24 protein-coding genes are annotated in these 24304 nt (G+C 43.6%); 17 read left to right on the top strand and 7 right to left on the bottom strand.

The features are described from left to right. The first annotated feature begins 76 nt into the window (after positions 1 to 76). Positions 77 to 409, top strand: coding sequence for a hypothetical protein (locus RJ41_RS15555; RefSeq protein ID WP_014950012.1), 333 nt, complete (start codon positions 77 to 79; stop codon positions 407 to 409). Between the two features lie 157 nt (positions 410 to 566). On the opposite strand, the gene RJ41_RS15550 is transcribed toward RJ41_RS15555, so the two are convergent. After that, entirely contained in the window at positions 567 to 806 is a 240-nt protein-coding gene (locus RJ41_RS15550; protein ID WP_014976932.1) for a hypothetical protein, read from the bottom strand. 252 nt (positions 807 to 1058) lie between these two features. On the opposite strand from RJ41_RS15550, the gene RJ41_RS15545 reads away from it, so the two are divergent. The 11 genes from RJ41_RS15545 (at position 1059) to RJ41_RS15495 (ending at position 11756) form a co-directional block, all read left to right on the top strand. After that, positions 1059 to 2978 carry a DNA repair helicase YoaA gene (locus tag RJ41_RS15545; protein ID WP_014950010.1) on the top strand — a complete coding sequence of 640 codons (1920 nt, stop codon included), beginning with the start codon at positions 1059 to 1061 and terminating at the stop codon, positions 2976 to 2978. Between the two features lie 78 nt (positions 2979 to 3056). Then, complete coding sequence (gene tsaB / locus RJ41_RS15540) at positions 3057 to 3773, top strand: tRNA (adenosine(37)-N6)-threonylcarbamoyltransferase complex dimerization subunit type 1 TsaB (protein WP_039222793.1); 717 nt, start codon at positions 3057 to 3059, stop codon at positions 3771 to 3773. Between the two features lie 88 nt (positions 3774 to 3861). After that, a complete protein-coding gene (locus tag RJ41_RS15535; RefSeq protein ID WP_039222855.1) occupies positions 3862 to 4155 on the top strand; it encodes a hypothetical protein in 294 nt (97 codons plus the stop codon). Positions 4156 to 4504: 349 nt separating this feature from the next. Further along, positions 4505 to 5161: a Slp family lipoprotein gene (locus RJ41_RS15530; protein WP_039222791.1), complete on the top strand. Its 657-nt coding sequence runs from the start codon at positions 4505 to 4507 to the stop codon at positions 5159 to 5161. Positions 5162 to 5257: 96 nt separating this feature from the next. Next, positions 5258 to 6097, top strand: a complete 840-nt coding sequence (locus tag RJ41_RS15525; RefSeq protein ID WP_039222789.1) for an alpha/beta fold hydrolase — start codon at positions 5258 to 5260, stop codon at positions 6095 to 6097. A gap of 121 nt (positions 6098 to 6218) precedes the next feature. After that, on the top strand, positions 6219 to 7871 hold the full coding sequence (fadD, locus tag RJ41_RS15520; protein ID WP_039222787.1) for a long-chain-fatty-acid--CoA ligase FadD: 1653 nt from the start codon (positions 6219 to 6221) through the stop codon (positions 7869 to 7871). Positions 7872 to 7933: 62 nt separating this feature from the next. After that, complete coding sequence (rnd, locus tag RJ41_RS15515) at positions 7934 to 9091, top strand: ribonuclease D (RefSeq protein ID WP_039222785.1); 1158 nt, start codon at positions 7934 to 7936, stop codon at positions 9089 to 9091. Positions 9092 to 9211: 120 nt separating this feature from the next. Next, a complete protein-coding gene (locus RJ41_RS15510; RefSeq protein ID WP_014950003.1) occupies positions 9212 to 9508 on the top strand; it encodes a YcgL domain-containing protein in 297 nt (98 codons plus the stop codon). 6 nt (positions 9509 to 9514) lie between these two features. Further along, the gene (locus tag RJ41_RS15505) at positions 9515 to 10597 is read left to right on the top strand and encodes a lytic murein transglycosylase (protein ID WP_039222783.1); all 1083 of its coding nucleotides are present in this window, start codon (positions 9515 to 9517) and stop codon (positions 10595 to 10597) included. Continuing rightward, the gene (locus tag RJ41_RS15500; RefSeq protein WP_039222780.1) at positions 10597 to 11265 is read left to right on the top strand and encodes a fumarylacetoacetate hydrolase family protein; all 669 of its coding nucleotides are present in this window, start codon (positions 10597 to 10599) and stop codon (positions 11263 to 11265) included. The genes RJ41_RS15505 and RJ41_RS15500 overlap by 1 nt, the downstream gene beginning before the upstream one ends. After that, the gene (locus RJ41_RS15495) at positions 11262 to 11756 is read left to right on the top strand and encodes a YcgN family cysteine cluster protein (RefSeq protein ID WP_039222778.1); all 495 of its coding nucleotides are present in this window, start codon (positions 11262 to 11264) and stop codon (positions 11754 to 11756) included. Before RJ41_RS15500 ends, RJ41_RS15495 begins: the two co-directional genes overlap by 4 nt. Before the next feature lie 40 nt (positions 11757 to 11796). Here RJ41_RS15495 and RJ41_RS15490 read toward each other — a convergent pair whose 3' ends face one another. Further along, positions 11797 to 13443, bottom strand: coding sequence for a methyl-accepting chemotaxis protein (locus tag RJ41_RS15490; protein WP_039222776.1), 1647 nt, complete (start codon positions 13441 to 13443; stop codon positions 11797 to 11799). Positions 13444 to 13685: 242 nt separating this feature from the next. On the opposite strand from RJ41_RS15490, the gene RJ41_RS15485 reads away from it, so the two are divergent. Continuing rightward, positions 13686 to 14969: an alginate export family protein gene (locus RJ41_RS15485; protein ID WP_039222774.1), complete on the top strand. Its 1284-nt coding sequence runs from the start codon at positions 13686 to 13688 to the stop codon at positions 14967 to 14969. A gap of 41 nt (positions 14970 to 15010) precedes the next feature. Here RJ41_RS15485 and RJ41_RS15480 read toward each other — a convergent pair whose 3' ends face one another. From RJ41_RS15480 to nhaB, 3 genes are read right to left on the bottom strand one after another with little or no spacing between them, the layout of a single operon-like run. Then, entirely contained in the window at positions 15011 to 15565 is a 555-nt protein-coding gene (locus tag RJ41_RS15480; RefSeq protein ID WP_039222773.1) for a GNAT family N-acetyltransferase, read from the bottom strand. Continuing rightward, entirely contained in the window at positions 15562 to 16089 is a 528-nt protein-coding gene (gene dsbB, locus RJ41_RS15475; RefSeq protein WP_014976923.1) for a disulfide bond formation protein DsbB, read from the bottom strand. Before dsbB ends, RJ41_RS15480 begins: the two co-directional genes overlap by 4 nt. A gap of 3 nt (positions 16090 to 16092) precedes the next feature. Further along, positions 16093 to 17667: a sodium/proton antiporter NhaB gene (gene nhaB, locus RJ41_RS15470; RefSeq protein ID WP_039222771.1), complete on the bottom strand. Its 1575-nt coding sequence runs from the start codon at positions 17665 to 17667 to the stop codon at positions 16093 to 16095. 430 nt (positions 17668 to 18097) lie between these two features. On the opposite strand from nhaB, the gene fadR reads away from it, so the two are divergent. From fadR to RJ41_RS15450, 4 genes are all read left to right on the top strand, one after another. Beyond that, entirely contained in the window at positions 18098 to 18808 is a 711-nt protein-coding gene (fadR, locus tag RJ41_RS15465) for a fatty acid metabolism transcriptional regulator FadR (RefSeq protein WP_039222769.1), read from the top strand. Positions 18809 to 19135: 327 nt separating this feature from the next. Continuing rightward, a complete protein-coding gene (locus tag RJ41_RS15460) occupies positions 19136 to 21313 on the top strand; it encodes a S9 family peptidase (RefSeq protein ID WP_039222768.1) in 2178 nt (725 codons plus the stop codon). Between the two features lie 215 nt (positions 21314 to 21528). Beyond that, complete coding sequence (locus tag RJ41_RS15455; RefSeq protein WP_039222766.1) at positions 21529 to 21888, top strand: phasin-related domain-containing protein; 360 nt, start codon at positions 21529 to 21531, stop codon at positions 21886 to 21888. A gap of 204 nt (positions 21889 to 22092) precedes the next feature. Continuing rightward, on the top strand, positions 22093 to 22845 hold the full coding sequence (locus tag RJ41_RS15450; RefSeq protein ID WP_039222764.1) for a hypothetical protein: 753 nt from the start codon (positions 22093 to 22095) through the stop codon (positions 22843 to 22845). Between the two features lie 133 nt (positions 22846 to 22978). Here RJ41_RS15450 and RJ41_RS15445 read toward each other — a convergent pair whose 3' ends face one another. Both RJ41_RS15445 and RJ41_RS15440 read right to left on the bottom strand, forming a co-directional pair. After that, the gene (locus RJ41_RS15445; RefSeq protein WP_039222762.1) at positions 22979 to 23545 is read right to left on the bottom strand and encodes a hypothetical protein; all 567 of its coding nucleotides are present in this window, start codon (positions 23543 to 23545) and stop codon (positions 22979 to 22981) included. A gap of 209 nt (positions 23546 to 23754) precedes the next feature. After that, on the bottom strand, positions 23755 to 24291 hold the full coding sequence (locus RJ41_RS15440) for a DUF3592 domain-containing protein (RefSeq protein ID WP_039222761.1): 537 nt from the start codon (positions 24289 to 24291) through the stop codon (positions 23755 to 23757). Positions 24292 to 24304: the final 13 nt, after the last annotated feature.

The following is a 24304-nucleotide window of genomic DNA, read 5'->3' as shown; positions in this document are numbered from 1 at the left end:
GCATTCTCCCCTTACTTGGCTGGCAAAATCCTCCAAACTTTCCGATAATCAACTCTTTAAGCTAATTGAAGATGTGATGGAAACGCGACTTCCGCTATATAAAAAGCTGCTGGTAATGTACCGCATAGAACCGGGATGTCTTGGGCCGCAAGGTGCTGACTACGTCGAGGAGTTTTGTGTATTTGCCAAAAAAAGGCTAAAAGACAACCATGGTCATTGTTTGCGATGGACCATTAAGCCCCGCTACGACAAGACACTGCCCGAGCTTGAGTTCCAGATAAAAAATGCCGTACTTTCCCGTGACAATGCGGCTAAATATATGGATAGCTTTGGTATTGATATCGATGCTTTCGAAGAAGAGCTAGAGGAGTCGCTCGCCGATTTGGTTGATGCATTTTTTGAACGCTGATGCTTTCAACTAAAGCCACCGTTGCATGCATTGCTATATACAATGCTAGGGAACTCGAAAAGGCACTTCAAATGCAGAGCACAAAAAAGCCCCGCCATTTCTGGCGAGGCTTTATCATTCATTCAGTTAAAGTGAATCAGTAACTCACCTTAATATATCAGTTTAAAGATTTCAGTTTCTGGTAACCTTCAGCTTCTAGCTCATCATTTACGCACTCTAATACAAATACGTCTTCCGACTTGCCTTTTGTACCTTCTTCTTCAGCGATTTCTTTACAGAACTGGGTTAATTCCGCTACCAGCTCTGCAGGTGCTTCGTCTGATGCAGCTGCAATTACAGAGAACGCCATTGCGCTTAAGCCTACTAAGCCTAAACCTATAAAGCGTAAACCTTTCATAATTACCTCGTTTAATAGTTGAGTATAAACATTTACGAGCTGGATATTGCGCCTAAGTGTTAAGATTAAAAAGCTAATTTTTTTGTTCTAGAAGACAAATTCTTTTCATCAAAAATTTAACAATTGTTTTGACTCTAAAAGGCGTCAGGTGGCAAATGCTGACGCTAAAATGCAAACCTTTAATGGGCATTCCATAGGCTTTTTGGCATAATGCGCGGCCTAAAGTAGAAAAGTAATGACAGCGCTTAAACCATGCCCACAATAAATAACGTATTCTCTTCAGATGGCCTCCTTGCAGGTGCTATCAAGGGGTTTGTACCTCGCGAAGCTCAAACTGAAATGGCAAAGGCGGTTAAGCGCGCTATTGATACCACAGGTAGTTTAATAGTAGAGGCAGGTACGGGAACGGGAAAGACTTTCGCTTATCTCGCTCCGGCATTGTTGAGCGACGGAAAAGCCATTGTTTCTACAGGGACTAAAAACTTACAAGAGCAGCTATTTCACCGCGACTTACCGCTGGTAAAAAAGGCCTTAGGCAGCAAGCGAAAAACTGCACTGTTAAAAGGCCGTTCAAACTATCTTTGTCTACACCGTGTAGCGCAGCACAGCGGCAACTCTACGCTGGTTGAAAAAGAGGTATTGGGTCAGCTTTCAGAAGTGAAACGTTGGTCTAGTACTACGAAAACAGGTGATATGGGGGAGCTTAAAACCCTTCCCGAAGATGCCCGTGTTTTACCGCTGGTTACCTCTACAGTGGATAACTGCTTGGGCCGCGATTGCCCAGATTATGAAGATTGCTACTTGGTAAAAGCGCGCAGAAAGGCGCTGGATGCTGATATTATTGTGGTAAACCACCACCTTTTCTTTGCTGATATGGCACTGAAAGACACAGGGTTTGGCGAACTTATCCCAGAAGCTGATGCGATTATTTTTGATGAGGCTCATCAAATTCCCGATATTGCCAGCGATTACTTTGGCGAGTCACTTTCGACAAGACAAATTCACGATATTGCGAAAGATATCACGCTGTTGTTCAGAACAGTGCTAAAAGATGCTGGGCAGCTAGATAAAGCGGCTGACAAATGCAGGATGATTGCCTCTGACTTACGGTTATTGTTCCCGGATACGGCTGAACGCGGCAACTGGGCTGAGGCGTTAGACCGTGATGACGTGCGCATGCAGGTGGGCAAGCTGGCCGAAGCGCTAGGTGTACTGCATGAAGTGTGTAAGCTACATATTGGCCGCGATAAAGATTTAGACAACATGTACGAACGTGTTGTGGCTGCAAGAGAGCAGTTAGATGCGTTAAGCGACAACAAGCAAGAAAATGTAAGTTTGTGGTATGAAACGACTCAGCGCCACCTCATCATGCATTTAACGCCTTTATCAATTGCCGCTAAATTCAGACGTTTCGTATCATCGCCGCCGCGCGGGTGGATTTTTACCTCGGCAACCTTAATGGTAAACGGCGGTTTTGATCACTTTCAGCGCCGCATGGGCTTAGAAGACGCAGAAACGTTAGGATTAGATAGCCCGTTTAATTATCCTGAACAGGCCATGCTGTGCGTGCCCCGCTATTTACCAGAACCAAACAGCTACGCTATGCGCGAAACTTTGCTAGAAACAGCCAAACGGCTAATCAAAGCAAGTCGCGGGAGATGTTTCTTGTTGTTTACTAGTCACGCTATGCTTCGAGAAATTGCTCAGAAGCTAGAAGATGAGATAGATAATCCGCTACTGGTGCAAGGGACTACCACCAAGCAAGCATTACTGGATGCGTACCTTGCAGATGAAAAAGCGGTATTAATGGGCACAGGCGCTTTTTGGGAAGGCGTAGACGTACGCGGCAACGACTTGGTTTGCGTGATGATTGACAAGCTGCCCTTTGCATCACCTGATGACCCGCTGCTTCAAGCTCGTATGGAAGATGTAAAAAAACGTGGAGCAAACCCGTTTGGTGTTATTCAAATTCCCCAAGCTGTTATTACGTTAAAGCAGGGCGCGGGAAGACTCATTCGAGATCCTTCAGATAAAGGCGTGCTGGTTATATGTGACAATCGATTAGTGACGAAGCCTTACGCCAAAACCTTCGTCGGAAGCTTGCCAGATATGAAAAGAACAAGAAGCTTGGACGAAGTGGAAAAATTTTTAGCCGGCATTGATGAAGCCTAAGTTAAAGCACTGAAAAAGCGGTAAGCGTGTATTACGCCATTAGCCCCGTTTTCAGCGTATATGAAATAAGAGATAAACATGAACATTTTAGCTATAGACACGGCAACCGAAGCTTGTTCGGTTGCGCTTCAATTCAAAGACACCGTCATAACGCGTTTCGAGATATGCCCTCAGCAGCATAGTCAGCGTCTTCTTCCCATGGTTGATGAAGTGTTAAATGAAGCAAAGGTTTCGCTGGGCGACCTAGACTTATTGGCTTTTGGCCGAGGCCCGGGCAGCTTTACCGGTGTTCGCATAGCGACGGGAATGATTCAAGGTTTAGCGTTAGGGACAGGCTTAAAAGTGGCGGGCGTGAGTACGCTTGAAGCTATGGCGCTTGAAGTAGCGTCTAAAACTGAGCACAAAGATGCATTGATTGCTGTTGCGTCGGATGCGCGTATGGGTGAAGTGTACTTCGCTGTTTACTCACAATCGCAAAGTAGGCTTGTTCTTTGCGTTGAAGAGCAAGTTTGTCCGCCCGAGACGGCTATTGAACAGCTAAACGCGCTTAAGGAAGATAATAGCGCCGCTGTGATTGCAGCAGGCACCGGCTGGTCTGCCTACGAGGAGCTTGATAACTGGAAGTCTGAGGTATGTAGTGAGGTAGTGTTTGACGTCACGCTTCCAAACGCTCAATACATGCTTAAACTTGCAATCGATGCGTATAGCAAAGGCGAAGTATCTAACGCTGTGAATGTAGAGCCTGTATACCTGCGCGATAAAGTAACGTGGAAAAAATTACCGGGAAGAGAGTAGAAGTACTAAAAAGAACGTACCTTATTAAAGAAACCGAAATACCGCGGTTTGCTCTAGTATGGTGCGTTTTTTGCTTAAACAACCTCGTATGATTATCAATAATAATTTTGCACTACCGTCCTCTGAACCTTCTCAAGGACGAGTCGCAAAGGTTAGCAAAGATCCCGAACAGCAAAACAAGGGGCAGAGTGAATCGTCGGTAAAGGCGATCGTTGTTGCGCCCGATGAACAGGGTACGGATAACGCTAGGGCCTACCAGCAATTTATCCGCGAGGATGGCAATACCTATTCTCAAAATGCGATAGCCTCTTACACCAGCTTTGAAAAACAACAGCAACGTGAATCTATCCAATCAATGTTCGGTGTAGATATCTACGCATAATCCTTCTCAAGCTGATGCTTTTTTACTTGCAAATTAATTCTAACAAATTGTTAAATTTAGCAAACAGCTTTGAACAAAACCCAGTATATCTGCTCTAAATGGTGTGTATTACAGACACGCTTTCTTATTTATGCGTTAGATTAGTTGAACGACGGTGGCTGCCGTTTCGTAATAATGCTAATGTTTAGTTGCTGTAGTGCGGTTTTTCTTTGTAACTTAAAGAGATACGTAAAAGTATATAAGAGTTTTTAGATGTGTATCGCACGTGGACTTCATATGGAACACTTGCTGTTTTATTTGCAATCCATACAAGCGCAATATTTTTTCTAGGGTTCACAGGAGCGCTTTAATGTCTCGTTATTTAGTTTTACTTACGGTCATGTTGTTTACTGGATGTACCATAGTTCCAGACAGTATTGATGTACCAGAGGGTACACAGTTAGTCAGCTACTCTAAAGCGGTCACCTCGAGTGCTAATGCGCAAGGTCAAAAAGCGCGTTGGGGTGGTATGATTGTAGGTGTTGAAAATAAGCCCAACAAAACGTTCATTGAACTCGCTCATTTCCCTTTGAACCACTACGGTAAACCTTCGACAAATGGCGAAACATCAGGGCGTTTCAAAGTACAAATTGACGGATTCGTCGACCCTATTGTTTTTGAAGAAGGGCGCTCAGCTACGTTTTTGGGTACCATAACTGCGCCGACAGCGGGAATGGTGGGCGAACAACCATATATTTATCCTACTATTATTGCTGATGATTATCATATGTGGAGAAAACAAGAGGTTTACGATGTAAACACTTACTTCTTCAATTACCATACAGGTTGGTACTCACCATTTTATCACTTCAATGGCCCTTGGATGTATCCGCACTTTAATAGAACCCGAGTGATTCGTTATCAAAATGCCCCGAGCAAAGCTAAGTTACCATCGCGCAATTCAGGGGCGAGTAACTCAGGCACAAAGTCGACAGGCCAGCCTCTGCGTGCAAATAAACAAAAATAGTAACAAGAGATGGAGCGGCAGGTGATTGCCGCTTTTTTGTTTTTGGTGGAAGTTAAGTGTAGAGGAGGCGGCAATTGATTGCCAGCATGGAAACTTATGATTGAAACTGAATTCGATATTGAAGGGCTTAATCTAGCAGCGTTAGATAATCAAGGTGCTGGTAAACTTGTAGTTGGTTTGCACGGGTACTTAGATAATGCCGAAAGTTTACGGTTGTTAGCGCCTTACCTTCAATCGCATCGCTTTGTTGCAATTGACCTCGCGGGTCATGGTCGCTCGTCTCACCGTGCACAAGGCGCACATTATAATCAAGTCGACTACTTGCAAGACCTTTATGCCCTTATAGAATCTCAGGGGTGGGATGAAGTTATTTTATTAGGACATTCTCTAGGTGGTATTCTGGCAAGCCTTTTTGCTGCACTCTTTCCAGAAAAAGTCGCTGGGGTGATAAGTATTGACGCCTGTGGACCTCTCACCGAAAGCGAGGAAACAACCGCCACTCAGATGCGAGAGTCTATAGTGAGTCGTCACACGAAATCACGTAATAAGCTTCGACTTGTTGAGTTGGAAGATGCGGTGACAGCGAGATGCAAAATCTCAGATATTCCGGAAGAACACGCGCGTTCTATTTTATCGAGAAATTTAACCCAAGATGCGGGGGGACATTGCTTCTGGTCGAGCGACCCGAAGCTTCGTACAAAATCTACACTAAGACTCACAGAAAAGCAGGCAGAATCGCTAATGCGTGCTATTGTATGCCCAATTCTTTTTATTGGTGCATCTAACAGTTTTAAAAACCTTGAGACTGTTTTCCCCAATCGCAAGGGGTGGTTTTTAAATGCGCAATACGAACAATTATTAGGCGGTCACCATATTCACATGGAAAATACTGACGATGTAGGGGTATTAATTCGTCATTTTGTTGAGCAATTGTAAATTGTGCCGTTTATTTTTTTTTACACATCCTATACTATTCGCAAGTTATCAGACCAGTTATATAAGTGCAGCTCCCCATGCGCTTATAAAATAGTATAAGAATAAAGTAGAGGAGGTTTTGGTGGAAAAAACCTGGCTTAAGCATTACGACCCTCGCGTTTCCGCAGAAATTGATGCCGATCGTTACGCATCTGTAGTAGACATTTTCGAGCAGTCGGTAAAGAAGTTTAAAAACAAAGAAGCCTTCATTAATATGGGGCATTCAATTTCGTTCGAAGAGCTAGATACCTTATCTGCGCAGTTTGCAGCGTACTTACAATCTAGCGGCCTGAAACGCGGTGATGCTGTCGCAATCATGATGCCAAATCTCCTTCAGTACCCTGTTGCTATGTTTGGGATATTGCGTGCAGGTATGGTTGTGGTGAACGTTAACCCTCTTTACACCGCCCGCGAATTAAAGCATCAGCTAAATGACGCCAACGCGAAGGCCATTGTCATTGTCGAAAACTTCGCATGTACCCTAGAGGAAGTGATTGCAGAGACTAATCTACAAGAAGTCTTTCTGACGGCTCTAGGCGATATGCTTCCGGCACCTAAGCGCTGGGTCGTTAACGCGGTAGTGAAGTACGTTAAAAAGATGGTGCCGTCTTTCAACCTGCCTGAAACCACTTCGTTTATGTCGGCGGTTAAAAAAGGTCAGTCTCTTGAATATACGCGTCCAGACATTGATAGTGGCGATTTGGCATTCCTTCAATACACAGGTGGAACAACCGGTGTGTCTAAAGGGGCTATGCTAACTCACCGCAATATGGTGGCAAACCTTGAGCAAGTGTCAGGTATTCTTGAAACAGTGATTGAAGAAGGCGAGGACTTTGTAGTAACCGCGCTTCCGCTTTATCATATCTTTGCCCTACTAGCGAACTGCTTGATGTTCGTTAAATACGGCTGCCGTAACTTACTTATTACCAACCCACGCGACATGCCGGCTTTTGTAAACGAACTTAGCAAATACCCGTTTACCATTTTGCCTGGCGTGAACACTTTGTTTAACGGCCTGTTAAATACGCCGGGGTTCAGCGAGCTTGATTTTAGCAAGTTTAAGTTTGGTCTGGGCGGCGGCATGGCTGTTCAACGTCCTGTAGCAGAAAAGTGGGAAAAGGTTACTGGTACCGTACTTCTTGAAGGTTACGGCCTGACAGAGTGTTCACCCGTTGTTGCGGTAAACCCGCCACAGATTGAAGCTTACAAGGGCGCAATCGGAATGCCGGTTCCTTCAACAGACATCAAGCTTCTTGATGACGATGGTAATCCAGTTGAGAAAGGCGAGCCTGGTGAAATGTGGGTGAAAGGCCCTCAGGTAATGAAAGGCTATTTAAACCGACCTGAAGCAACAGAAGAAATTCTGAAAGACGGTTGGTTAGCTACAGGCGACATTGCTACGGTAGATGATGAAGGTTACTTCTATATTGTTGACCGTAAAAAGGATATGATCCTAGTCTCAGGCTTCAATGTGTTCCCTAACGAAATTGAAGAAGTAGCTGCAATGCATGACAACATTGTTGAGGCTGCGGCGGTTGGGGTTCCTCACGAAGTCAGCGGTGAAGTGGTGAAATTATTCGTAGTACGAAACAACGACTCACTTACTGAAAAAGACGTTATCGCGCACTGTCGTAACCACTTAACGGGTTACAAAGTGCCTAAGCAAGTTGTTTTCAAAGACGACTTACCAAAAACCAATGTAGGTAAAATACTGCGTCGGGAGCTTCGAGACTAATTTCATTGAAATAGTTTTTTGAAAGCCGGCGTAAGCCGGCTTTTTTATTACTGTGCAAAAATATGCAATATCAATTAATTACAACATCTGAACAACTCGAAAAAGTGTGCACTGCCGCACAGCGTCAAGAGGCGGTAGCCTTAGACACCGAATTTGTAAGGACTAGAACTCTTACTCCCCACCTGGGCCTTATACAGCTCTACGACGGCCATCAACTGGTTCTTATCGACCCGCTTGCCATCGACAACATGCAGCCGTTTATCGAGCTTATGGAAAATAACGAAGTAGTGAAAGTACTACACTCGTGCTCTGAAGACATTGAGGCTTTCCTTACCGCCTTCGATACCGTACCAACGCCTGTATTCGACACGCAGCTTGCTGGTAGTATTTTGGATATGGGGCCGTCACTTGGCTATGCAAAGCTTGTAGAGTTGCTATGTGATATAACGCTAGATAAAGGAGAGTCGCGAACCGACTGGATAGCGAGACCCCTTCGCGAATCGCAACTGAGTTATGCCGCAAACGATGTATTGTACTTATTGCCATGCTACCAACAGCTAGCCAGTAAAGTGCAAGACGCGGGCAAAGTGCATTGGATTTACCAAGAAATAGCTTTGCTAGTAGAGAAAAAACGCGCTCAAATGCCTGAAGATTTTGCGTACTTAAGCATTAAGAATAACTGGCGATTGAACAGCGAGCAGCTCACTGTATTGCAGGCGCTAGCGGCATGGCGTTTAAATACCGCACGAAAAAAAGATCTGGCCCTAAACTTTGTGTTCAAAGAAGGGCATTTGTTTGAAGCGGCGCAGCGGCTTATCGATAGTAAATCTGGCCTTTCTCGCATTAATGGCGTGAATCATCAGTCTGTACGCCGCTACGGCGACACCATCATCACGCTAATCGAAGAGGCAAGAGCAAAGTACGCGCAAACGCCAGAAAAGCTCAGGCTTCCGGTTGTGCTGCGGTTAATTGATATCGCCAAGTACAAAAAAACGCTGGCCGAGCTTAAAGCTATCAGCGACCAGATAGCGAAAGACAATGCTGTAAATAGTGACGTTATTGCCTCTAAAAAACAGCTGAATCAATTGTTAAAATGGTACTGGTTTTCGGTTGATGAGACCCGCGTGCAGGGACTAATGCCCGATGTACTGTCGACGTGGAGAGAGCCATTGTTTCGCTCTCACGTAACCCGTTTACTTGGCGACGCTCCGGCCCAATAGTGCTTTAAAAGCAATATGGGTGAGCAGTATTGGCGAGAGGTGTATGCTCTTTGGCTAATTAAATCTGCATAGTGACCCCAAAAAAACTAAACAAACGAATTAAGAAAGAGTAAAAATTCTATGTTATGCGCAGTTTATAAAACGCGAAAGAAAGACGGCATGTATTTGTACGTGCCAAAGAAAGACCATTTTGAAGACGTGCCAGAGCCACTTATGGCGAAGTTTGGTCGCCCAGAGCTAGTGACTATCATCGCCCTAGAAAAGCGCGAGAAACTTGGCCTAGTTGACAAGCAAAAGCTTATCGACGAGCTTAATGAAAAAGGCTTTTACCTCCAAATGCCGCCAAAAGAAGATAACTTGCTAGAGCAACACCGTGAATCTCTTGGGCTGTCAAAAACGCCCGATAAGAAGTTTTAAATTTCCATGTTATTAAAGACTCTAAACCGCTTAGTTAACCGAATTGCCTTTATAGCTAAGCGCAAAAATCGTAGTTTATTTCCTCAACCGCACAATATTGCCCTAGTTTTATCGAGTATAACCTTAAGCTTTTCACTGGCAGCTCATGCCGAAAATCAGCCAAGTAATGACAGTGGGCTTAGCGAGACGGGCTTCAAAAGCTACGTTTCTCAACTGAAAAAAGAAGCGGCCGAAAAGGGCATAGATAAGACTAAGTTAGACTTGGCGTTTGCTGACATTACTTTCAGGCCCACGGTCGTTAAGTCTGACAAAAGCCAGCCAGAGAAAAAAATAACGTTAGATGACTATCTAGCAACGCGAGTACCCGACTGGAAAGTAAAGCAGGCGGTTGAGCAGTACAATGAACACAAAGTACTGCTTGATGAAATTGCTCAAAAATATGGGGTTCAGGCCCGCTTTATTGTTGCGCTGTGGGGTAATGAGTCTAACTTTGGTAAAATTCAGGGCAACTTTAGTGTGCTGTCTGCACTGGCATCTTTGGCGTATGAAGGGCGAAGAGAAAAGCTGTTTAAAGACAATTTTTTTGCGGCACTTCAGATTCTAGACGAAGGGCATATCTCTGTAGAGGCGCTTAAAGGCTCTTGGGCCGGAGCGATGGGACAAACACAGTTTATGCCCATATCTTTTCTAAATTACGCAGTGGACTACGACGGCGACGGCAAAAAGGATATTTGGGGAACCAAGGCAGACGTATTTGCGTCAATCGCCAACTATCTATCATCTGAAGGTTGGGATAGTGAAGGGACGTGGGGACGCCAAGTAATACTAACCAAAGCAGTACCTTTTTCAGGGTTAGCGAAATCTAACATGAAGCCGTTGGCCTTTTGGCAGAAGAATGGCGTCAAGCGCTACAACGGAAATGAACTCCCCAATGCAGAAATCAGTGCATCGCTTATTATGCCAGATGGTGAGCAAGGCCGAATTTACTTGGTGTATAACAATTTTCACACACTGATGAAGTGGAACCGTTCGTCTTACTTTGGCGTTTCGGTTGGGTATTTATCAGAGCGGATAAAACGAGGTTACTAATGGCTTATCGTCACATTGATTCTCAAGGCAGTGAAATATCACTACCTGTTAGTAAAGTGGTTTGTATAGGTCGCAACTACCTTGACCACATTCAAGAAATGAACTCTACCGTATCTGAAGCACCCTTGCTGTTTATGAAGCCAAAGGCTGCCTTATGTCATATGCAGAAGCCTATTGCCATTCCTACCGACAAAGGCGAGTGTCACAATGAGCTTGAAGTCGCCGTGCTGCTAAAATCATCATTGAAGAATGCGAGTGTAGATGACGTAGAAGCCGCGATATGGGGTATAGGACTTGGTCTCGATTTAACTCTTCGCGAGGTTCAAGCTGAGCTTAAGAAGCAAGGCCAGCCTTGGGAAAGAGCAAAGTCTTTTGACAACAGTGCACCTCTATCAGGTTTTGTGCCGTTAAGTGAGATAGACAACTTAGAAGACCTACGTTTTACCCTAACCATAAACGGGGTGGTTAGACAGCTGGGACATACCGAGCTGATGCTGCATAAAATCATCCCCCTCATCGCCCATATGTCATCTAAATTTACGTTAGACAGTGGTGACGTGATCCTTACGGGCACGCCCAAAGGGGTAGGTAAGCTTTGCTCGCAAGATACGGTTGTTGCAACGCTAGACAATCATTTAACCGTGGAAACTGAGGTAATAGCAGAATGACCGCAGCGTTTTGGGAAACCAAATCTTTAGAAGAGATGACCCAACAGGAGTGGGAATCACTTTGTGATGGGTGTGGTAAATGTTGTCTGCAAAAATTTATCGATGATGACGCGGTAGAAGAATACGAAGTGACCGACCACATTAACGATAATGAGAAGATTCACTATACCAATATTGTGTGTACGTATTTGAACACAAAGAAATGTGAATGTACCCAATATGAAAGACGCACGGAGCTAGTGCCTGATTGCGTGAAGCTGACAAAAGAGAATCTAAAAGACATCTTTTTTATGCCAAATAGTTGTACCTATCGCCGCCTTCACGAAGGGAGGGGCATACCATCATGGCATCCCTTGTTGAACAAGGGTAAGAAACATGTGATGCATGCGAAAGGTATGTCGGTACGGAATAAAACTGTCTTTGAAACCGACGTGGATTTAAATAATTTTGAAGACTATATAGCCATTTGGCCGCTGGAGGATATTGATTAAAGCATGCCACGACAGCATGCTTTAATTTGTTGCTCTCTTTTTAAACGTTGAAGCGACCGATATTTTTAGCTATGTGCCTTGTTGCATCGCTTACTTTATCGCTAGCGTTTCCAGATTCCTCAATAGTGCCCATAACTTGTTGGCTTAGCGTATTGAGAGAAGAAATATTGTCGTTGAGATTGTCGACGACTTGACTTTGCTCTTCGGTAGCAGCAGCGATTTGGTAGATGCGATCGTTCGCACTTATCACTGAATTAGACACAGTATCTAGTTGTTTTTTAAGCGTTGCAGAAATCTCGACAACCTCTTCCATTTGCGATGAACCTGCTTCGATTGCAGTTACTGCTTCTTCTACCCCCTTGTTAAGATTAGAAAGCATTTCGTTAATATCTGTTGTTGCTTGTTGAGAGCGGTTGGCCAGTGATCTCACTTCATCCGCCACGACAGCAAACCCACGCCCTTGCTCACCCGCTCTAGCCGCTTCAATTGCGGCATTTAATGCAAGCAAGTTAGTCTGTTCTGAGATGCCGCTAATGACGCTGAGCAGAGAAGAAATTTCTTTTGTTTCTTTTTCCAGTTTCTGAATTACATTACTTGCTTGACGTATCGCATCGTTTGTTTTCGCGATGCTGTCTGTGGACAGCGTTACGGCACTTTTACTATTTTCAGCATCATTGTTAGCTGTTTGAGTGTCAGTAGACGCGATTTGTGTGTTGTCTGCAACTTCTCGTAGGGCATGGCTTAGCTGATTTACTGCCGTTGCAATTTGATCAAGGTTGCATTTCTGCTGTGTTGAGATTTGCGCTACAGCGCTAGAAGAAGCGTTCATCTCTCTTTCTGCTTGTGCAAGCGATGTAACATCACTTTTAATAAACGATATTAGACGCTGTAAATTGTCCATCAAGCCATTAAACGAGTGGGCAACGTCTGTTATTTCATCACGCCCATTTGTTTTAATTCTCTGTGTAAGGTCACCTTCGCCTTGGCTTATCGAGTCCAGCATATATTTTAACGTATCGATGCGCTTTGTAATGAGTCTTGGCCCCATGACGATGGTCAATACACACGCAATGACTGCAAGTGCTAATGCAACGAGAAGGTAAAGCGTTTGGCTATCACTGGTGCTTAGACTGGTCTGTGCGGTTTTGTCTGAGAGCTGTTTGACTGATTCTCCAACGCGATCGAAATTTTTTCTTAACGCTTCGAAAACAGGCATGCCATTATTGTGGTATTCACTGGCTCCGTTACGCACATCTCCAGAGCGAACTAATTCAAAAATTTTTGTATTTAGATTTGTCCACCGCTCAAAGTCTTGTTTATAAGATGACGCTTCCGCGCTTACTTCTGGATATTCTTTTGTAAGGGTGAGCACTTTTTCCATGCGGTTTTTGGCTTGCTGGACATTCTCTTCATAATCTTTAGTTAAGGCTGGAATTAGGTCCTTTTGGTTAAGCTGTGCTGCGAGCATGATGTCCAATATCGCCGAATGAGCCTGATAAAGATCCCTATCAGCATTCAACGCGGCGCTTATCGATTGGCTAAACACTGAGGATAATGTGTCTGTATTACTGGATAGGAATCTAGCATTTGTAATGCTCAAAAAGCTAACAATTAAAAGGAGAAGTGCAACAAAACTGGTAGGTATTGCGAGCTTTTTGCGTATTGTTAAATTGTCAAAGTTTAGCATGTAGACCACTGTAGATGAGGAAAAAGAACTGCTAAACAACGCGAGCAATCCCAAAGTTTATTCATGCTTAATATGCTAGATGGTTATCATAGCTAAATCGATTAGACTTTATGTTAGGTGTAATCTCCCACAGTGTTCATCGGGCTACATCCCGCTTTTTATACAAAAGGACAAGAGTGTAATCCAAGAGACTACTTTATACTCCGCTCACTTTTTACTATTTCGATTAAGTAAGGTTTCAGATGAAGAAACTTGCAACCAATGTCTTATTTTTGTCGTCTGCAATGGCAGTCGCTCCACTCAGCATCGACGCAAAGGAATTCGAATTTGATTACAGCGGGTCGGTAAGGGTGCGTTACGAAACCTTGAATAACCCAATCTTTCCTACAACAGAAGATGTACGTTCAAAAACCAACGAGCGTATTTCAACGCGAATGAGATTTAAAGGTGAAGCAAAGTACGGCAATTGGGAAGCCGCTGTTGAGATAGAAGATTCACGCGCTTATCTAGATGATAACGATCCAACGCTAAAGTCTTCACAGGTTAACACGCTTGAACCTGTGCAATTTTACCTTTCATATAAAGGCGTAAGTGAACACATTGATAGCGTAACCGTAGGTCGAGTTACCCTCGATCATGGAAGCCGCCGTTTAATGGCACGTACGCGATTCCGTAATGCAACAAGTAGCTTTGAAGGAGCGGTAATCGATTCTCACTGGAACGACTGGAGTGTCAGAAGTTTTTATTTGTTGCCAGTATCGCGTTTTCCTGTAGATACGGCATCAATAGATGATAATAAACGCGCGTTCGACAAAAGTTTCAGTAATAGAAAGTTCTTTGGTATCTACGCAGAGTCGTCAGATAAAGCGTGGAAAGTTCAAAGCTATTGGCTCAAAGAATCAGATTCTGCCGATCTTAATACTAAAAACAGAGATTTGTTTACTTTCTCTGTAGATCATACTAGAGAATTTTCAGAGGGATGGAAATACAATATTGAGGCAATAGGGCAAACGGGTCATGCGCGTCAATCTACTTCTTCAGCAGATATAACCGATAGAGACGTTAAAGCGTGGATGATACATAGCCATTTAGGAAAACAAATAAGCGAAAATACATTTTTGAGAGGCGAAATTGACGCAGCAAGCGGTGATAATGATACCACCGATGATACCATACATGCCTTTGATTCATTGTATGGACTTCGACGCTTCGACTACGGCCCTACTGATGTATATCAAACGTTTCCTCGCAGCAATATATTAGCCCCCGGATTAAGAAGTGTGACTAAGCTCGATGGTTTGCATAACATTATGATTGGTTACAAAGCGCTGTGGCTTCAAAAAGTAGCAAGTGGTGATGAAGACTTCTTAGGACATCAACTCGAATTCCGTTGGCGATATCAAGCGTTTAAACCGCTACGATTAGAGTTGGGTGGAGCTTATCTAGCGAAAGGTGATGCATTAGACAGTGGCGCATATCCAGACGATGCTATGTATGCATATACGGCGTTGATGTACACATTCTAAACATAAAAATAGCCGCTTAAAATGACAATATTTTAGGCCGCCTAGCTTTCATTAATGAGGGCGTAAAGAAGCGCGTCTCTGCCAAATACGCGTTTGCGACAAAGCCCTTCTTTTGTACCACCAATTCGCTCTGCTACACGTATACTTGCCTTGTTGTTAGGCTCTATAAAGCATTCCAATCTATGCAAATTCATTTGAGAGAACGCAAGCTTCTTCAAGGCTTCACAAATCGCGGTAGCTAAACCTTTTCCGCATGCGTCTGGTCTGAGCCAGTAGCCAAGATTAGCGGTAAGGTGCGTGTGATGAATATGATTGATAATGCCCATACCTAAGCACTTTTCGTCGTGCATTAGCAAGTAGGTAAGTCCATAGCCTGTATCTCGGGCCTTTTCCATGTTGGCGATGCACTGCTTGGACAGTGCTGGTGTAACAGGGCAAACCGCTGAACCAAACCAAGGTTTTACGTGATGGATAGACTGTTGCCCAGCCTCACAAAGCGCATAGCAGTGTTTCTCCGCAATGCGCTGAATGGAAATGGGGCCTTGTTCCGTATGTATAGGAGGTAGGCGTGACGGTAGAATGGATAAGTCGATCAAAAGGGTTTCTTATCCAATAATCGACATGCAAACACAATAGCGAATACAGCAAAGTAGGCAGCAAAAATAATTTGCATCCACTCAGCCATTCCCATAGACAAAAATTGCCACGAATCTTCTAAACAGTCACCTTCAGCGGCAAATACAGCGGGTAGCCACTCGTGAAGTTGTAACCACGAAGGAAAGTTTGGCACTATTTCACAGCTGGCAAAAAATGGGTTCGCGGCATTGAGAATGCCTACGTGCTCTTTGGCAATTAAGAAGCCCCATCCTGCAGATACAGCCCAACCAGCGAAGCCAAGCATGCGTGTAAAGCCGTTGTTTTTAATAACGACAATAAGTGCTGACAACACAATTCCGTACATGGCGGTTCGCTGATAGATGCACATAATGCAGGGTTTTAACCCCATGCCGTACTGAAAGTAAAGCGCAGCAATTTCTAATGCCAATGACGTGGCGAAGAGCACAAGCCATGAAGACTTGTGCTCTGCCCATTGGCTAATGCTGTGAATGATTCCGCGCATAGATTAGTGGCCTACCGCTTGAGCACCCGCTTCAGCAGCGGTGTGGTGTTCAATGAGGTGCATGTCGTAAAGCACCTGAGTAGCATCAGCAAGTCCAATGTATGTTGCTAACAAACCAACGATGGTCAGCACGATGGTATATGGCAATGCCATCATAACCATACGGCCGTACGACAAACGAAGCAGTGGCGCGATGGCTGAGGTCAGCAAGAATAGGAAAGCAGCTTGACCGTTTGGTGTTGCCACACTTGGTAAGTTGGTTCCCGTATTGATTGCTACAGCAAGCATATCGTACTGGTCACGTGTGATTTGACCGGCCTGTAGAGCCGCTGTGACTTCAGTGATATAAACAGAGCCCACAAACACGTTGTCACTCACCATCGAAAGCACACCGTTAGCAAGATAGAACATAACCATTTGCGTTTCGCCTTCAAACGATAGTACCCAATGGATTACCGGCTGGAAAAGGCCCTGGTCAATGATAACGGCTACTACGCCAAAGAATACGCAAAGTAGTGCGGTAAATGGCAGTGCTTCTTCGAACGCTTTACCAAGTGCGTGCTCTTCGATAACACCGCTCATTGAAGTAGCAAGTACAATAACAGACAGACCGATAAGACCCACTGACGCCATATGCGTAGCAAGGCCAATGATTAACCAAACACCTATTAGTGCTTGTACTACCAGCTTAGCGGTTTCACGCTTACTGCGGCCCTTGTCCATATGGTCGTTATAGTCGACCAAAATCTGTCTTACCGCTGCAGGTAATTTTGCGCCGTATGAAAACATACCGGTTTTTTCCAGAATTACGGTGGTAAGTAGTCCAAATACGAATACTGGGATAGTAACAGGTGCCATACGGATGAAAAATTCAACGAAGTCCCAGCCTGCCTTGTCTGCAATAATCAGGTTCTGTGGTTCGCCTACCATGGTCATAACACCACCAAGGGCAGTACCTACGGCTGAGTGCATCATAAGGTTGCGTAGGAAAGCTCTGAAGTCTTCTAAGTCGTGGCTTCCCAACTCGTCGTCGCTAGTGTGGTCGTGATCAGAATGAAACTCCTTGCCCGACGCTACTTTGTGATAGATAGAGTAAAAGCCCAGACCTACACTGATTATTACTGCAACAACCGTTAATGCGTCGAGAAACGCCGATAGAAACGCAGATGCAAAAATAAAAGAAAGAGAAAGCACCAACTTGTTTCGAACCTTTATCACCAACTTGGTAAATAAGTACATCAGCAGGTCTTTCATAAAGTAGATGCCCGCTACCATGAATACTAGAAGTAAGAGTACTTCTAAATTCACTTCAATCTCGTGCATCATGTGACCAGGAGACGTCATTCCAATGAACATGGCTTCAATAAGCAGTAGGCCGCCTGGTTGAAGTGGATAACACTTCAGCGCCATTGCCAAGGTAAATATAAATTGGATTACAAGCGTCCAGCCAGCAACATATGGGTCCACCATAAAGATGAAGGGGTTAACAATGAGAAAGGCAATGATGGTTTTTTTATACCAGTCGGGCGCATGTCCCAGGAAATTCTTATAGATCGCCGCGATCATTGAGGTTTGCATGAGTTCCTGTTCCTTTTACAACAAAGCACGCATTTTTGCGCATCTTTATACTGTGTAGTTCCGGTTATTGCATACATAAACTGCTGGCTTTGCGCGATATAATTCGCCTTACCGCGGTTTTGCTGCTGTCATTATAGTCGGAAATTAAGCGTACATGATATTAACGTCTTGAGAAAGCAATTCACAGACCCCACCATGTGAAAGTCACTGAATATTTATCACTTTTTTAACCATAGTTATCATTGAAATTGGCAATGCGTAATATTTCGCACACAAAATGAGCAGCAGACATTTAATGGTGTTTGAAATAACACTTTAATTTTAACAAGTTGTTAAAAGCTTTAGTGGACGAGGCATAATTCATTGTGATAATAAAACAGCATCTGGTACAATCAGTTGCAAAATAACAATAACGTGCAGGCGATTAGTTATGATTTATAAGGCACAGAGTCCAGCTGGATTCGCCGAAGAATACATTGTTGAATCTATTTGGAGTGGACGATTTCCACCTGGCACCATTTTGCCTGCAGAAAGAGAGCTTTCTGAGTTAATTGGTGTAACGCGAACTACGTTAAGAGAAGTGCTACAACGTTTAGCTCGTGATGGCTGGTTGACCATTCAGCACGGAAAGCCAACTAAGGTAAATAATTTCTGGGAAACCTGCGGTCTTAACATTCTCGAGACGCTTGCTCGCTTGGACCAAGAAGGCATTCCGGAATTGGTCGATAATCTGCTTGCTGCTCGCACGAATTTAAGTGCAGTTTTCATCCGAGGCGCCATTCGTAACAATCCTCAAGCGTCTGCAGATATCATTGCTAGGTACAAAAATGTAGATCAAGAAGGCTTGGCGTTTGCTCAATTTGATTATCAAATGACTCACGATCTAGCGCTTGCCTCAAACAATAACGTATTTGTCTTAATGATGAACGGTTTCCGCGGACTTTATTCGCGAATCGGCGGTTATTTTTTCTCACATCAGCCGGCCCGAGATATTGCGATGAAGTATTACGCCGATTTGCTTGAAGTGGCAGAGAAGGGTGAGTACGACAGAGTTCCAGTGGTAGTTAGAAACTACGGTATTGAAAGTGGCAAGGTGTGGCAGGCTATTCGCGATGAAATGCCTAAAGACCTAGTTGACTGATGCTACAAGCTTGGTAGACGCGCTGCCACAAGACAAATGATAAAAATAGTATATACGCCGCCTGTTTCTCTTGAGATGGGCGGCGTTTTTGTGTGCGCAGCTTTTTGTTCATCTCTGACGAGAGCTTGTGTATTTTGTAACATTTAATATGGTCACTAGCGATTAACGACAAGCCGATAATGCTAGAACCTAAGTTGCATTTATATATACTCAATATAATTATGCTGCGCGTTTCGTCACACAATTTTGAAAATATTTTTAACAGAATTACGTCTTTTAAAAATGCGAAATGTGCAGTGATTCCAAAAGTGTTAAAAAGGAAAAATAATGAAATATCTATGGATAGTACTTACCGCAGGTGGGCTGATGTCGGGCTGTGGTGTTGAGAACAAATCGGACAGCCTAGAACAAAAAGTAGATAAAACAGTACGAGCAGTCATGTTAAATACGAATGTAAATGCACCAGTAGCGAAAAAAGTGCCTTACGAAATGTCGGCCCATGGCGTTACCAGAAACGACAATTATTATTGGATGCGCGATGATTCGCGCACCGATACAGAGATATTGGCGCACTTAGAACAGGAGAATAGATACGTAGATACAGTACTAGCTCCGCTTAAAGAGACCCGAGAGGCGCTTTATGAAGAGCTGGTTTCTCGTATTGAGAAGGACGACTCTACAGTACCTGTGTTTGATAACGGCTACTGGTACTACACCCGTTACTCTGGGGAAAATGAGTATCCTGTTTATTTGAGAAAGCCCTCGCTAGATGCAGAGCCGCAAGTGTTGCTCGATGCGAATGTTATGTCTGAAGGGCATGATTATTTCAGCATTGGTAGCTACGCGGTTAGCAGTAATAATATGCTCATGGCGTACTCAGAAGACACACTTAGTCGTCGCATTTATACCGTATATGTGAAAAACCTGGAAAGCGACGAAAAGCTAAACGATGTGCTAGAGGGCACGTCAGGTAGGGCTGTATGGGCGAATGACAATGAACATTTATTCTATGTGAAAAAAGACCCTCAAACCCTTTTAGGTTATCAAGTGTATCGACACAAGCTGGGTACTTCACAAGAAAGCGATGTATTAGTTTACGAAGAAAGCGACCCGACGTTTTATACCTACATTAGTAAAAGCAAAGACGACAGCGTTATTTATATTCATCATTCTAACACTGACAAAACAGGCGTGACTTTGATTGATGCAGATAACCCCACGTCTGATTCAGAAGTTTTCTTACCTATTAAGGAAGGGCAGGAATATAGCGTAGCGAAAGCAAGTGACGGTTATTACGTTCTAACCAACATTGATGCAAAAAACTTCAAAGTGATGAAGGCGCCACTGAACGCTACTGCTGACGTGTCAAAGTGGCAGGAAGTAGTGCCACATCGTCCAGAGGTCTTTCTTCAAAGTATTGAAGTGATGGAAAACCATCTGGTTGTGAAAGAAAAAGAAAACGGCATGCTGCGCATGGTTGTGCATAATCTTATTTCAAATAAAGAAAAGATTATTCCAACTCAAGACCCAATTTACGGTGCGTACTTCAATGCCAACCCTGAAATGGATACTAATAAGCTTAGGATCTATTACAGCTCGTTGACTACGCCAGGCTCTATTATTGATATCAATTTAGACACGCTTGAAAGTGAAGTCATGAAGCAAACACGCGTATCTGAGACCTTTGATTCCTCAGCTTACGCGTCTGAGCGCGTGATGATTAAAGCGCGCGATGGCGCTATGATTCCAGTGTCCTTGGTTTATCGAAAAGATAAGTTCAAAAAAGACAGCACGAATCCACTATATCAATATGCTTACGGCTCATACGGTGCAACTATCGATCCTACATTTAGGAGCAGCTGGCTTTCACTCATAGACAGAGGTTTTGTGGTCGCCATTGCACACATTCGCGGTGGGCAAATGTTGGGACGTGAATGGTATGAGAGCGGCAAAATGCATCATAAGATGAATACATTTACCGACTTTATAGATGTATCAAAAGGCTTAGTTGCTCAGCAGTATGCTGATGAAAATCGAGTATTTGCAATGGGCGGAAGCGCTGGTGGTTTGTTAATGGGGGCGGTTGTAAATATGGCCCCTGAGCTTTACAAAGGAGTGAGCGCCCACGTGCCGTTTGTTGACGTGGTTACCACTATGAGCGATGAGACTATTCCATTGACCACAGGTGAGTATACTGAATGGGGCAACCCAGCCAATAAAGATGAGTTTGACTACATGCTGTCTTACTCGCCATACGATCAAGTAGAAGCTAAAGATTATCCGCACATGCTAGTGACCACAGGGTTGCATGATTCGCAAGTGCAATACTTTGAGCCTATGAAGTGGGTAGCGAAGCTTAGAGAGTATAAAACAGACAATAACTTACTCCTGTTTAAGACCGACATGGAAGCAGGGCACGGCGGCGCGTCAGGACGCTTCAAGCGTTTTGAATCAACGGCTCTAGAATATGCCTTTGTTTTGCATCTAGCAGGTGTACCGCTGTAAGAAGCCGCGTTCTCTAGAGGAAGGTGACATCAGTTACTTGTTGCGTTGATTCACTTTTCAAAAAGAAGCGTTTTAATATTTAAGCCCAAATAAGCACTCGCTTTTTGGGCTTTTTTATTTTTTTACGTTTTTAGTATGCGGATTCTAATTGTTAAGCGTAAAGTTTAATCATGGTGTTGAAACACACTCAAATTTAGCATTCATAGGAGCTGAACATGACTACTACTGATACAATCAAAGGCAAAATTAACGAAGCCGAAGAAATGGCGCGTAAAATTTGGTTAGCAGGCCTAGGCGCTTATGGTAAAAGCGTTGAGGAAGCGCAGGGGCGTTACGAGAAGTTAAGCGAAGAAGCGAGCAAAATGTTCGACGAGCTTGTGACTAAAGGCGAAACTTTAGAAGACGACGCGAAAAGCAAGTTTAAATCTACCACTAACGATGTGGAAAACCGTGTAGCTGACGTTCGTAAAAAGCTTGGTTTAGATTCTGAACCTGCAGATCAGCGCATCGAAGAGCTTTCAGCAAAAATCGACGCTTTGACTGAAGCCGTTGCAAAACTAGCTGCAAGCAAGTAAAGCATAGGTTCTTTTGGGCACCGCTTGCGGTGCCCTATGTGCAATTTCTATATACTACTTCGCTATAGAAGGGTATTAGAATAAATTGCAATTGAGTGGCAATGAAAGCCGAGCGCTCAAGGACGCTTTTAAACAAAGTGTTTTAGCTAAGCTTCGAACATTTCCTACATTGCCATGCTTACAAATCTCCATATTGGAGGCGTTATGAGCAACAAAAATATCCCTAATCCAGAAGCTGTGCCTGTTGTCGAAAGAGAATTGACAACGTTAAACGGTACCAGCGCTTCACCATTAAAATCATCCCCCTTGTTTGGATGGCTCTTTGCCGGCTCAGACCTATTGTCTGCAAAGCTTGAACAAGCCGCAGGTGTGGTCAGCCAGAAAATTGATGACACCCAAGAGACTATTAATGCTATGCAGGTTAAAGGCCTGGAGGTGGAGAGTGAACTCAGACGTTCGCTTAATCCTTTCGCTTTAGTCGATACTGCACAAAAGCTGGTGGCATCAACGCCATTATTTTCGGCCTTGTCTGGCGGCCAAAAACGTCAACAGAAAGAGCAACAGCTCGAAATGCTGAGTGCAAAAGTGGACTTGCTCGTTGAACAGGTAGCGCTATTAGCTGCGAAAGAAGCGGCTAAAAAAGTAGATGCGGCAAGCACTGCGAGCAAGGCAGCTGCACCTGAGAAAAAAGCAACTAAAAGTACTCCGGCTAAGTCGTCCAGTGCCTCTTCTTCAACTACACGCACTCGCAAAACGAGTTCGGCAAAGCCTGCGACGACATCGACGAGCACAACTAAAAAAGCGTCTACTGGAACAGCTGGTAAGCGTACTGCAGCGAAGTCAACTGCAGCTAAGAGCACAGCACGTAAAACAACGGCGAGTAACAAAACTACACCGGCCCAAAGTACGACTAAAAGTACATCGAGTTCATCTGAAACCGCTAAAAACGACGAGTAAAAGCACTGAATATAGCTAGAAGTCGCTTTTGATAAAAGCGCCAATTACACGCATATGCATTAATTGGCGCTGCTTCGTGTCAGAGGTGCTGTAGATTGTCTTTCAGTAAGTTCAAAAATAATGAATAGCAGCATCAAGTCTCTAAATTATCCACTTCTAATCCCAGTATTTTCGCGAGTATATCTGAATCGTTTTGTATTGCGTAATAATCACCGTGATAAATTAACGCGATTCGTTTTTGGTTATTAGTTAAAACGCTTAGCTCGTGACAAGTAAGTGACCCACTAGATGTATATATTCGATGCGTAACTAACAGAAGCTTTTCAAACGAATCAAAACCAACTTTAGTTTTCGGACTATGCGAACTGCCGACATTCAGCGCTTTTTCGTTTAGGTCAAAATAGAATTTTCTTCTGCTTTTTCTGCATATAAAGGCCGTTCCTAAACTAAAGAGCCCCCCCAATGTAAGCACGACAACAACGAATTCGGTTTTCGAATCAAGGTTTGGCTCCAACTGCCAAACTTTAACCGACATAAATATGCAGCATGCCCAACAAAAAATTTGCATTACCCATTCAAACAAATAGGCTCTTAAACTAGGAGTAATAGTGACGGCATCTTTATTAATATTTAAATTTGCGTTGCAAAAACTAGAGGCAGCTAGTTCTCCTGTAATAGTAATTTCGTCATCCGCTTTCATACTTAAATTCCCTTTTGAATAATAAAAACGAGTATAAGAAATATTAATGCCGTAGACTACGCATAGAGATAGTTGTATTTGAGTTTGGCTTTACGTCTTTCAGCAGAGGCGTTAAAGAAAATATGAAACGGAGATGTCAATAATTTAAGTAAGCGAACTGTATGTGCCAACAGTAGCTCTTCAAGTGTAACGAGATTAGTTCAAGGTAATCAGCGCTTATATTTCAACTTGAAATTAAGAATGTACACTAACCAAAGAAAGACCGACCAAGAAATAAGAAAAACGACAAGCAACATCGACATATGTTCCCAAATAATACCTTTGATCAAAACCGACTGTGCCTCGTTATTTGGGTTTATGTAAATCTCGATTGGTTCAGAAGCTGCAAACTTTCTTTTTAATTCAAGCCCTAATTCAAGCATAAAGCCATCGTCGTATATATCATCCCAAGTAACTTTTCTTCCGATATGTTGTTGGCCACTAGTATTGTATTTATAAAGGATACGAGGCGTGTATAAAGTATATTGACTTCGATTATCTTTAGTCGTTGTTGTAATCATTTCGTCAATATATACATTTATTAAAGTTGCTTTGATAGGAAGCCAATTCATTGAAGAGATTGGGCCAGCTAACCCTTTAAAGACTTGTATTGAAAAGACGATGACAAAAATTAGGGCAATCAAAGCGACAAAACAGACCCCCAATCTTGCTTTTCTAAGCTGTGCTCGGCTTACCTCAATAGTCATAAAAACGTAACGT

This window comes from Alteromonas marina (assembly GCF_000808575.1).
Taxonomy (GTDB): domain Bacteria; phylum Pseudomonadota; class Gammaproteobacteria; order Enterobacterales; family Alteromonadaceae; genus Alteromonas; species Alteromonas marina_A.
This window is presented reverse-complemented; position numbering and strand designations above follow the sequence as displayed.

What these genes read in the sequence shown, in the direction of transcription:
- rnd (WP_039222785.1), top strand. Translation starts at nt 7,934, where the DNA reads ATGCAATATCAATTAATTACAACATCTGAACAACTCGAAAAAGTGTGC.
- RJ41_RS15500 (WP_039222780.1), top strand. Translation starts at nt 10,597, where the DNA reads ATGGCTTATCGTCACATTGATTCTCAAGGCAGTGAAATATCACTACCT.
- RJ41_RS15510 (WP_014950003.1), top strand. Translation starts at nt 9,212, where the DNA reads ATGTTATGCGCAGTTTATAAAACGCGAAAGAAAGACGGCATGTATTTG.
- RJ41_RS15555 (WP_014950012.1), top strand. Translation starts at nt 77, where the DNA reads ATGGAAACGCGACTTCCGCTATATAAAAAGCTGCTGGTAATGTACCGC.
- RJ41_RS15445 (WP_039222762.1), bottom strand. Translation starts at nt 23,545, where the DNA reads ATGAAAGCGGATGACGAAATTACTATTACAGGAGAACTAGCTGCCTCT.
- tsaB (WP_039222793.1), top strand. Translation starts at nt 3,057, where the DNA reads ATGAACATTTTAGCTATAGACACGGCAACCGAAGCTTGTTCGGTTGCG.
- RJ41_RS15525 (WP_039222789.1), top strand. Translation starts at nt 5,258, where the DNA reads ATGATTGAAACTGAATTCGATATTGAAGGGCTTAATCTAGCAGCGTTA.
- RJ41_RS15545 (WP_014950010.1), top strand. Translation starts at nt 1,059, where the DNA reads ATGCCCACAATAAATAACGTATTCTCTTCAGATGGCCTCCTTGCAGGT.
- RJ41_RS15440 (WP_039222761.1), bottom strand. Translation starts at nt 24,291, where the DNA reads ATGACTATTGAGGTAAGCCGAGCACAGCTTAGAAAAGCAAGATTGGGG.
- fadR (WP_039222769.1), top strand. Translation starts at nt 18,098, where the DNA reads ATGATTTATAAGGCACAGAGTCCAGCTGGATTCGCCGAAGAATACATT.
- RJ41_RS15505 (WP_039222783.1), top strand. Translation starts at nt 9,515, where the DNA reads ATGTTATTAAAGACTCTAAACCGCTTAGTTAACCGAATTGCCTTTATA.
- RJ41_RS15530 (WP_039222791.1), top strand. Translation starts at nt 4,505, where the DNA reads ATGTCTCGTTATTTAGTTTTACTTACGGTCATGTTGTTTACTGGATGT.
- RJ41_RS15460 (WP_039222768.1), top strand. Translation starts at nt 19,136, where the DNA reads ATGAAATATCTATGGATAGTACTTACCGCAGGTGGGCTGATGTCGGGC.
- dsbB (WP_014976923.1), bottom strand. Translation starts at nt 16,089, where the DNA reads ATGCGCGGAATCATTCACAGCATTAGCCAATGGGCAGAGCACAAGTCT.
- RJ41_RS15485 (WP_039222774.1), top strand. Translation starts at nt 13,686, where the DNA reads ATGAAGAAACTTGCAACCAATGTCTTATTTTTGTCGTCTGCAATGGCA.
- RJ41_RS15495 (WP_039222778.1), top strand. Translation starts at nt 11,262, where the DNA reads ATGACCGCAGCGTTTTGGGAAACCAAATCTTTAGAAGAGATGACCCAA.
- nhaB (WP_039222771.1), bottom strand. Translation starts at nt 17,667, where the DNA reads ATGCAAACCTCAATGATCGCGGCGATCTATAAGAATTTCCTGGGACAT.
- RJ41_RS15450 (WP_039222764.1), top strand. Translation starts at nt 22,093, where the DNA reads ATGAGCAACAAAAATATCCCTAATCCAGAAGCTGTGCCTGTTGTCGAA.
- RJ41_RS15550 (WP_014976932.1), bottom strand. Translation starts at nt 806, where the DNA reads ATGAAAGGTTTACGCTTTATAGGTTTAGGCTTAGTAGGCTTAAGCGCA.
- RJ41_RS15455 (WP_039222766.1), top strand. Translation starts at nt 21,529, where the DNA reads ATGACTACTACTGATACAATCAAAGGCAAAATTAACGAAGCCGAAGAA.
- RJ41_RS15535 (WP_039222855.1), top strand. Translation starts at nt 3,862, where the DNA reads ATGATTATCAATAATAATTTTGCACTACCGTCCTCTGAACCTTCTCAA.
- RJ41_RS15490 (WP_039222776.1), bottom strand. Translation starts at nt 13,443, where the DNA reads ATGCTAAACTTTGACAATTTAACAATACGCAAAAAGCTCGCAATACCT.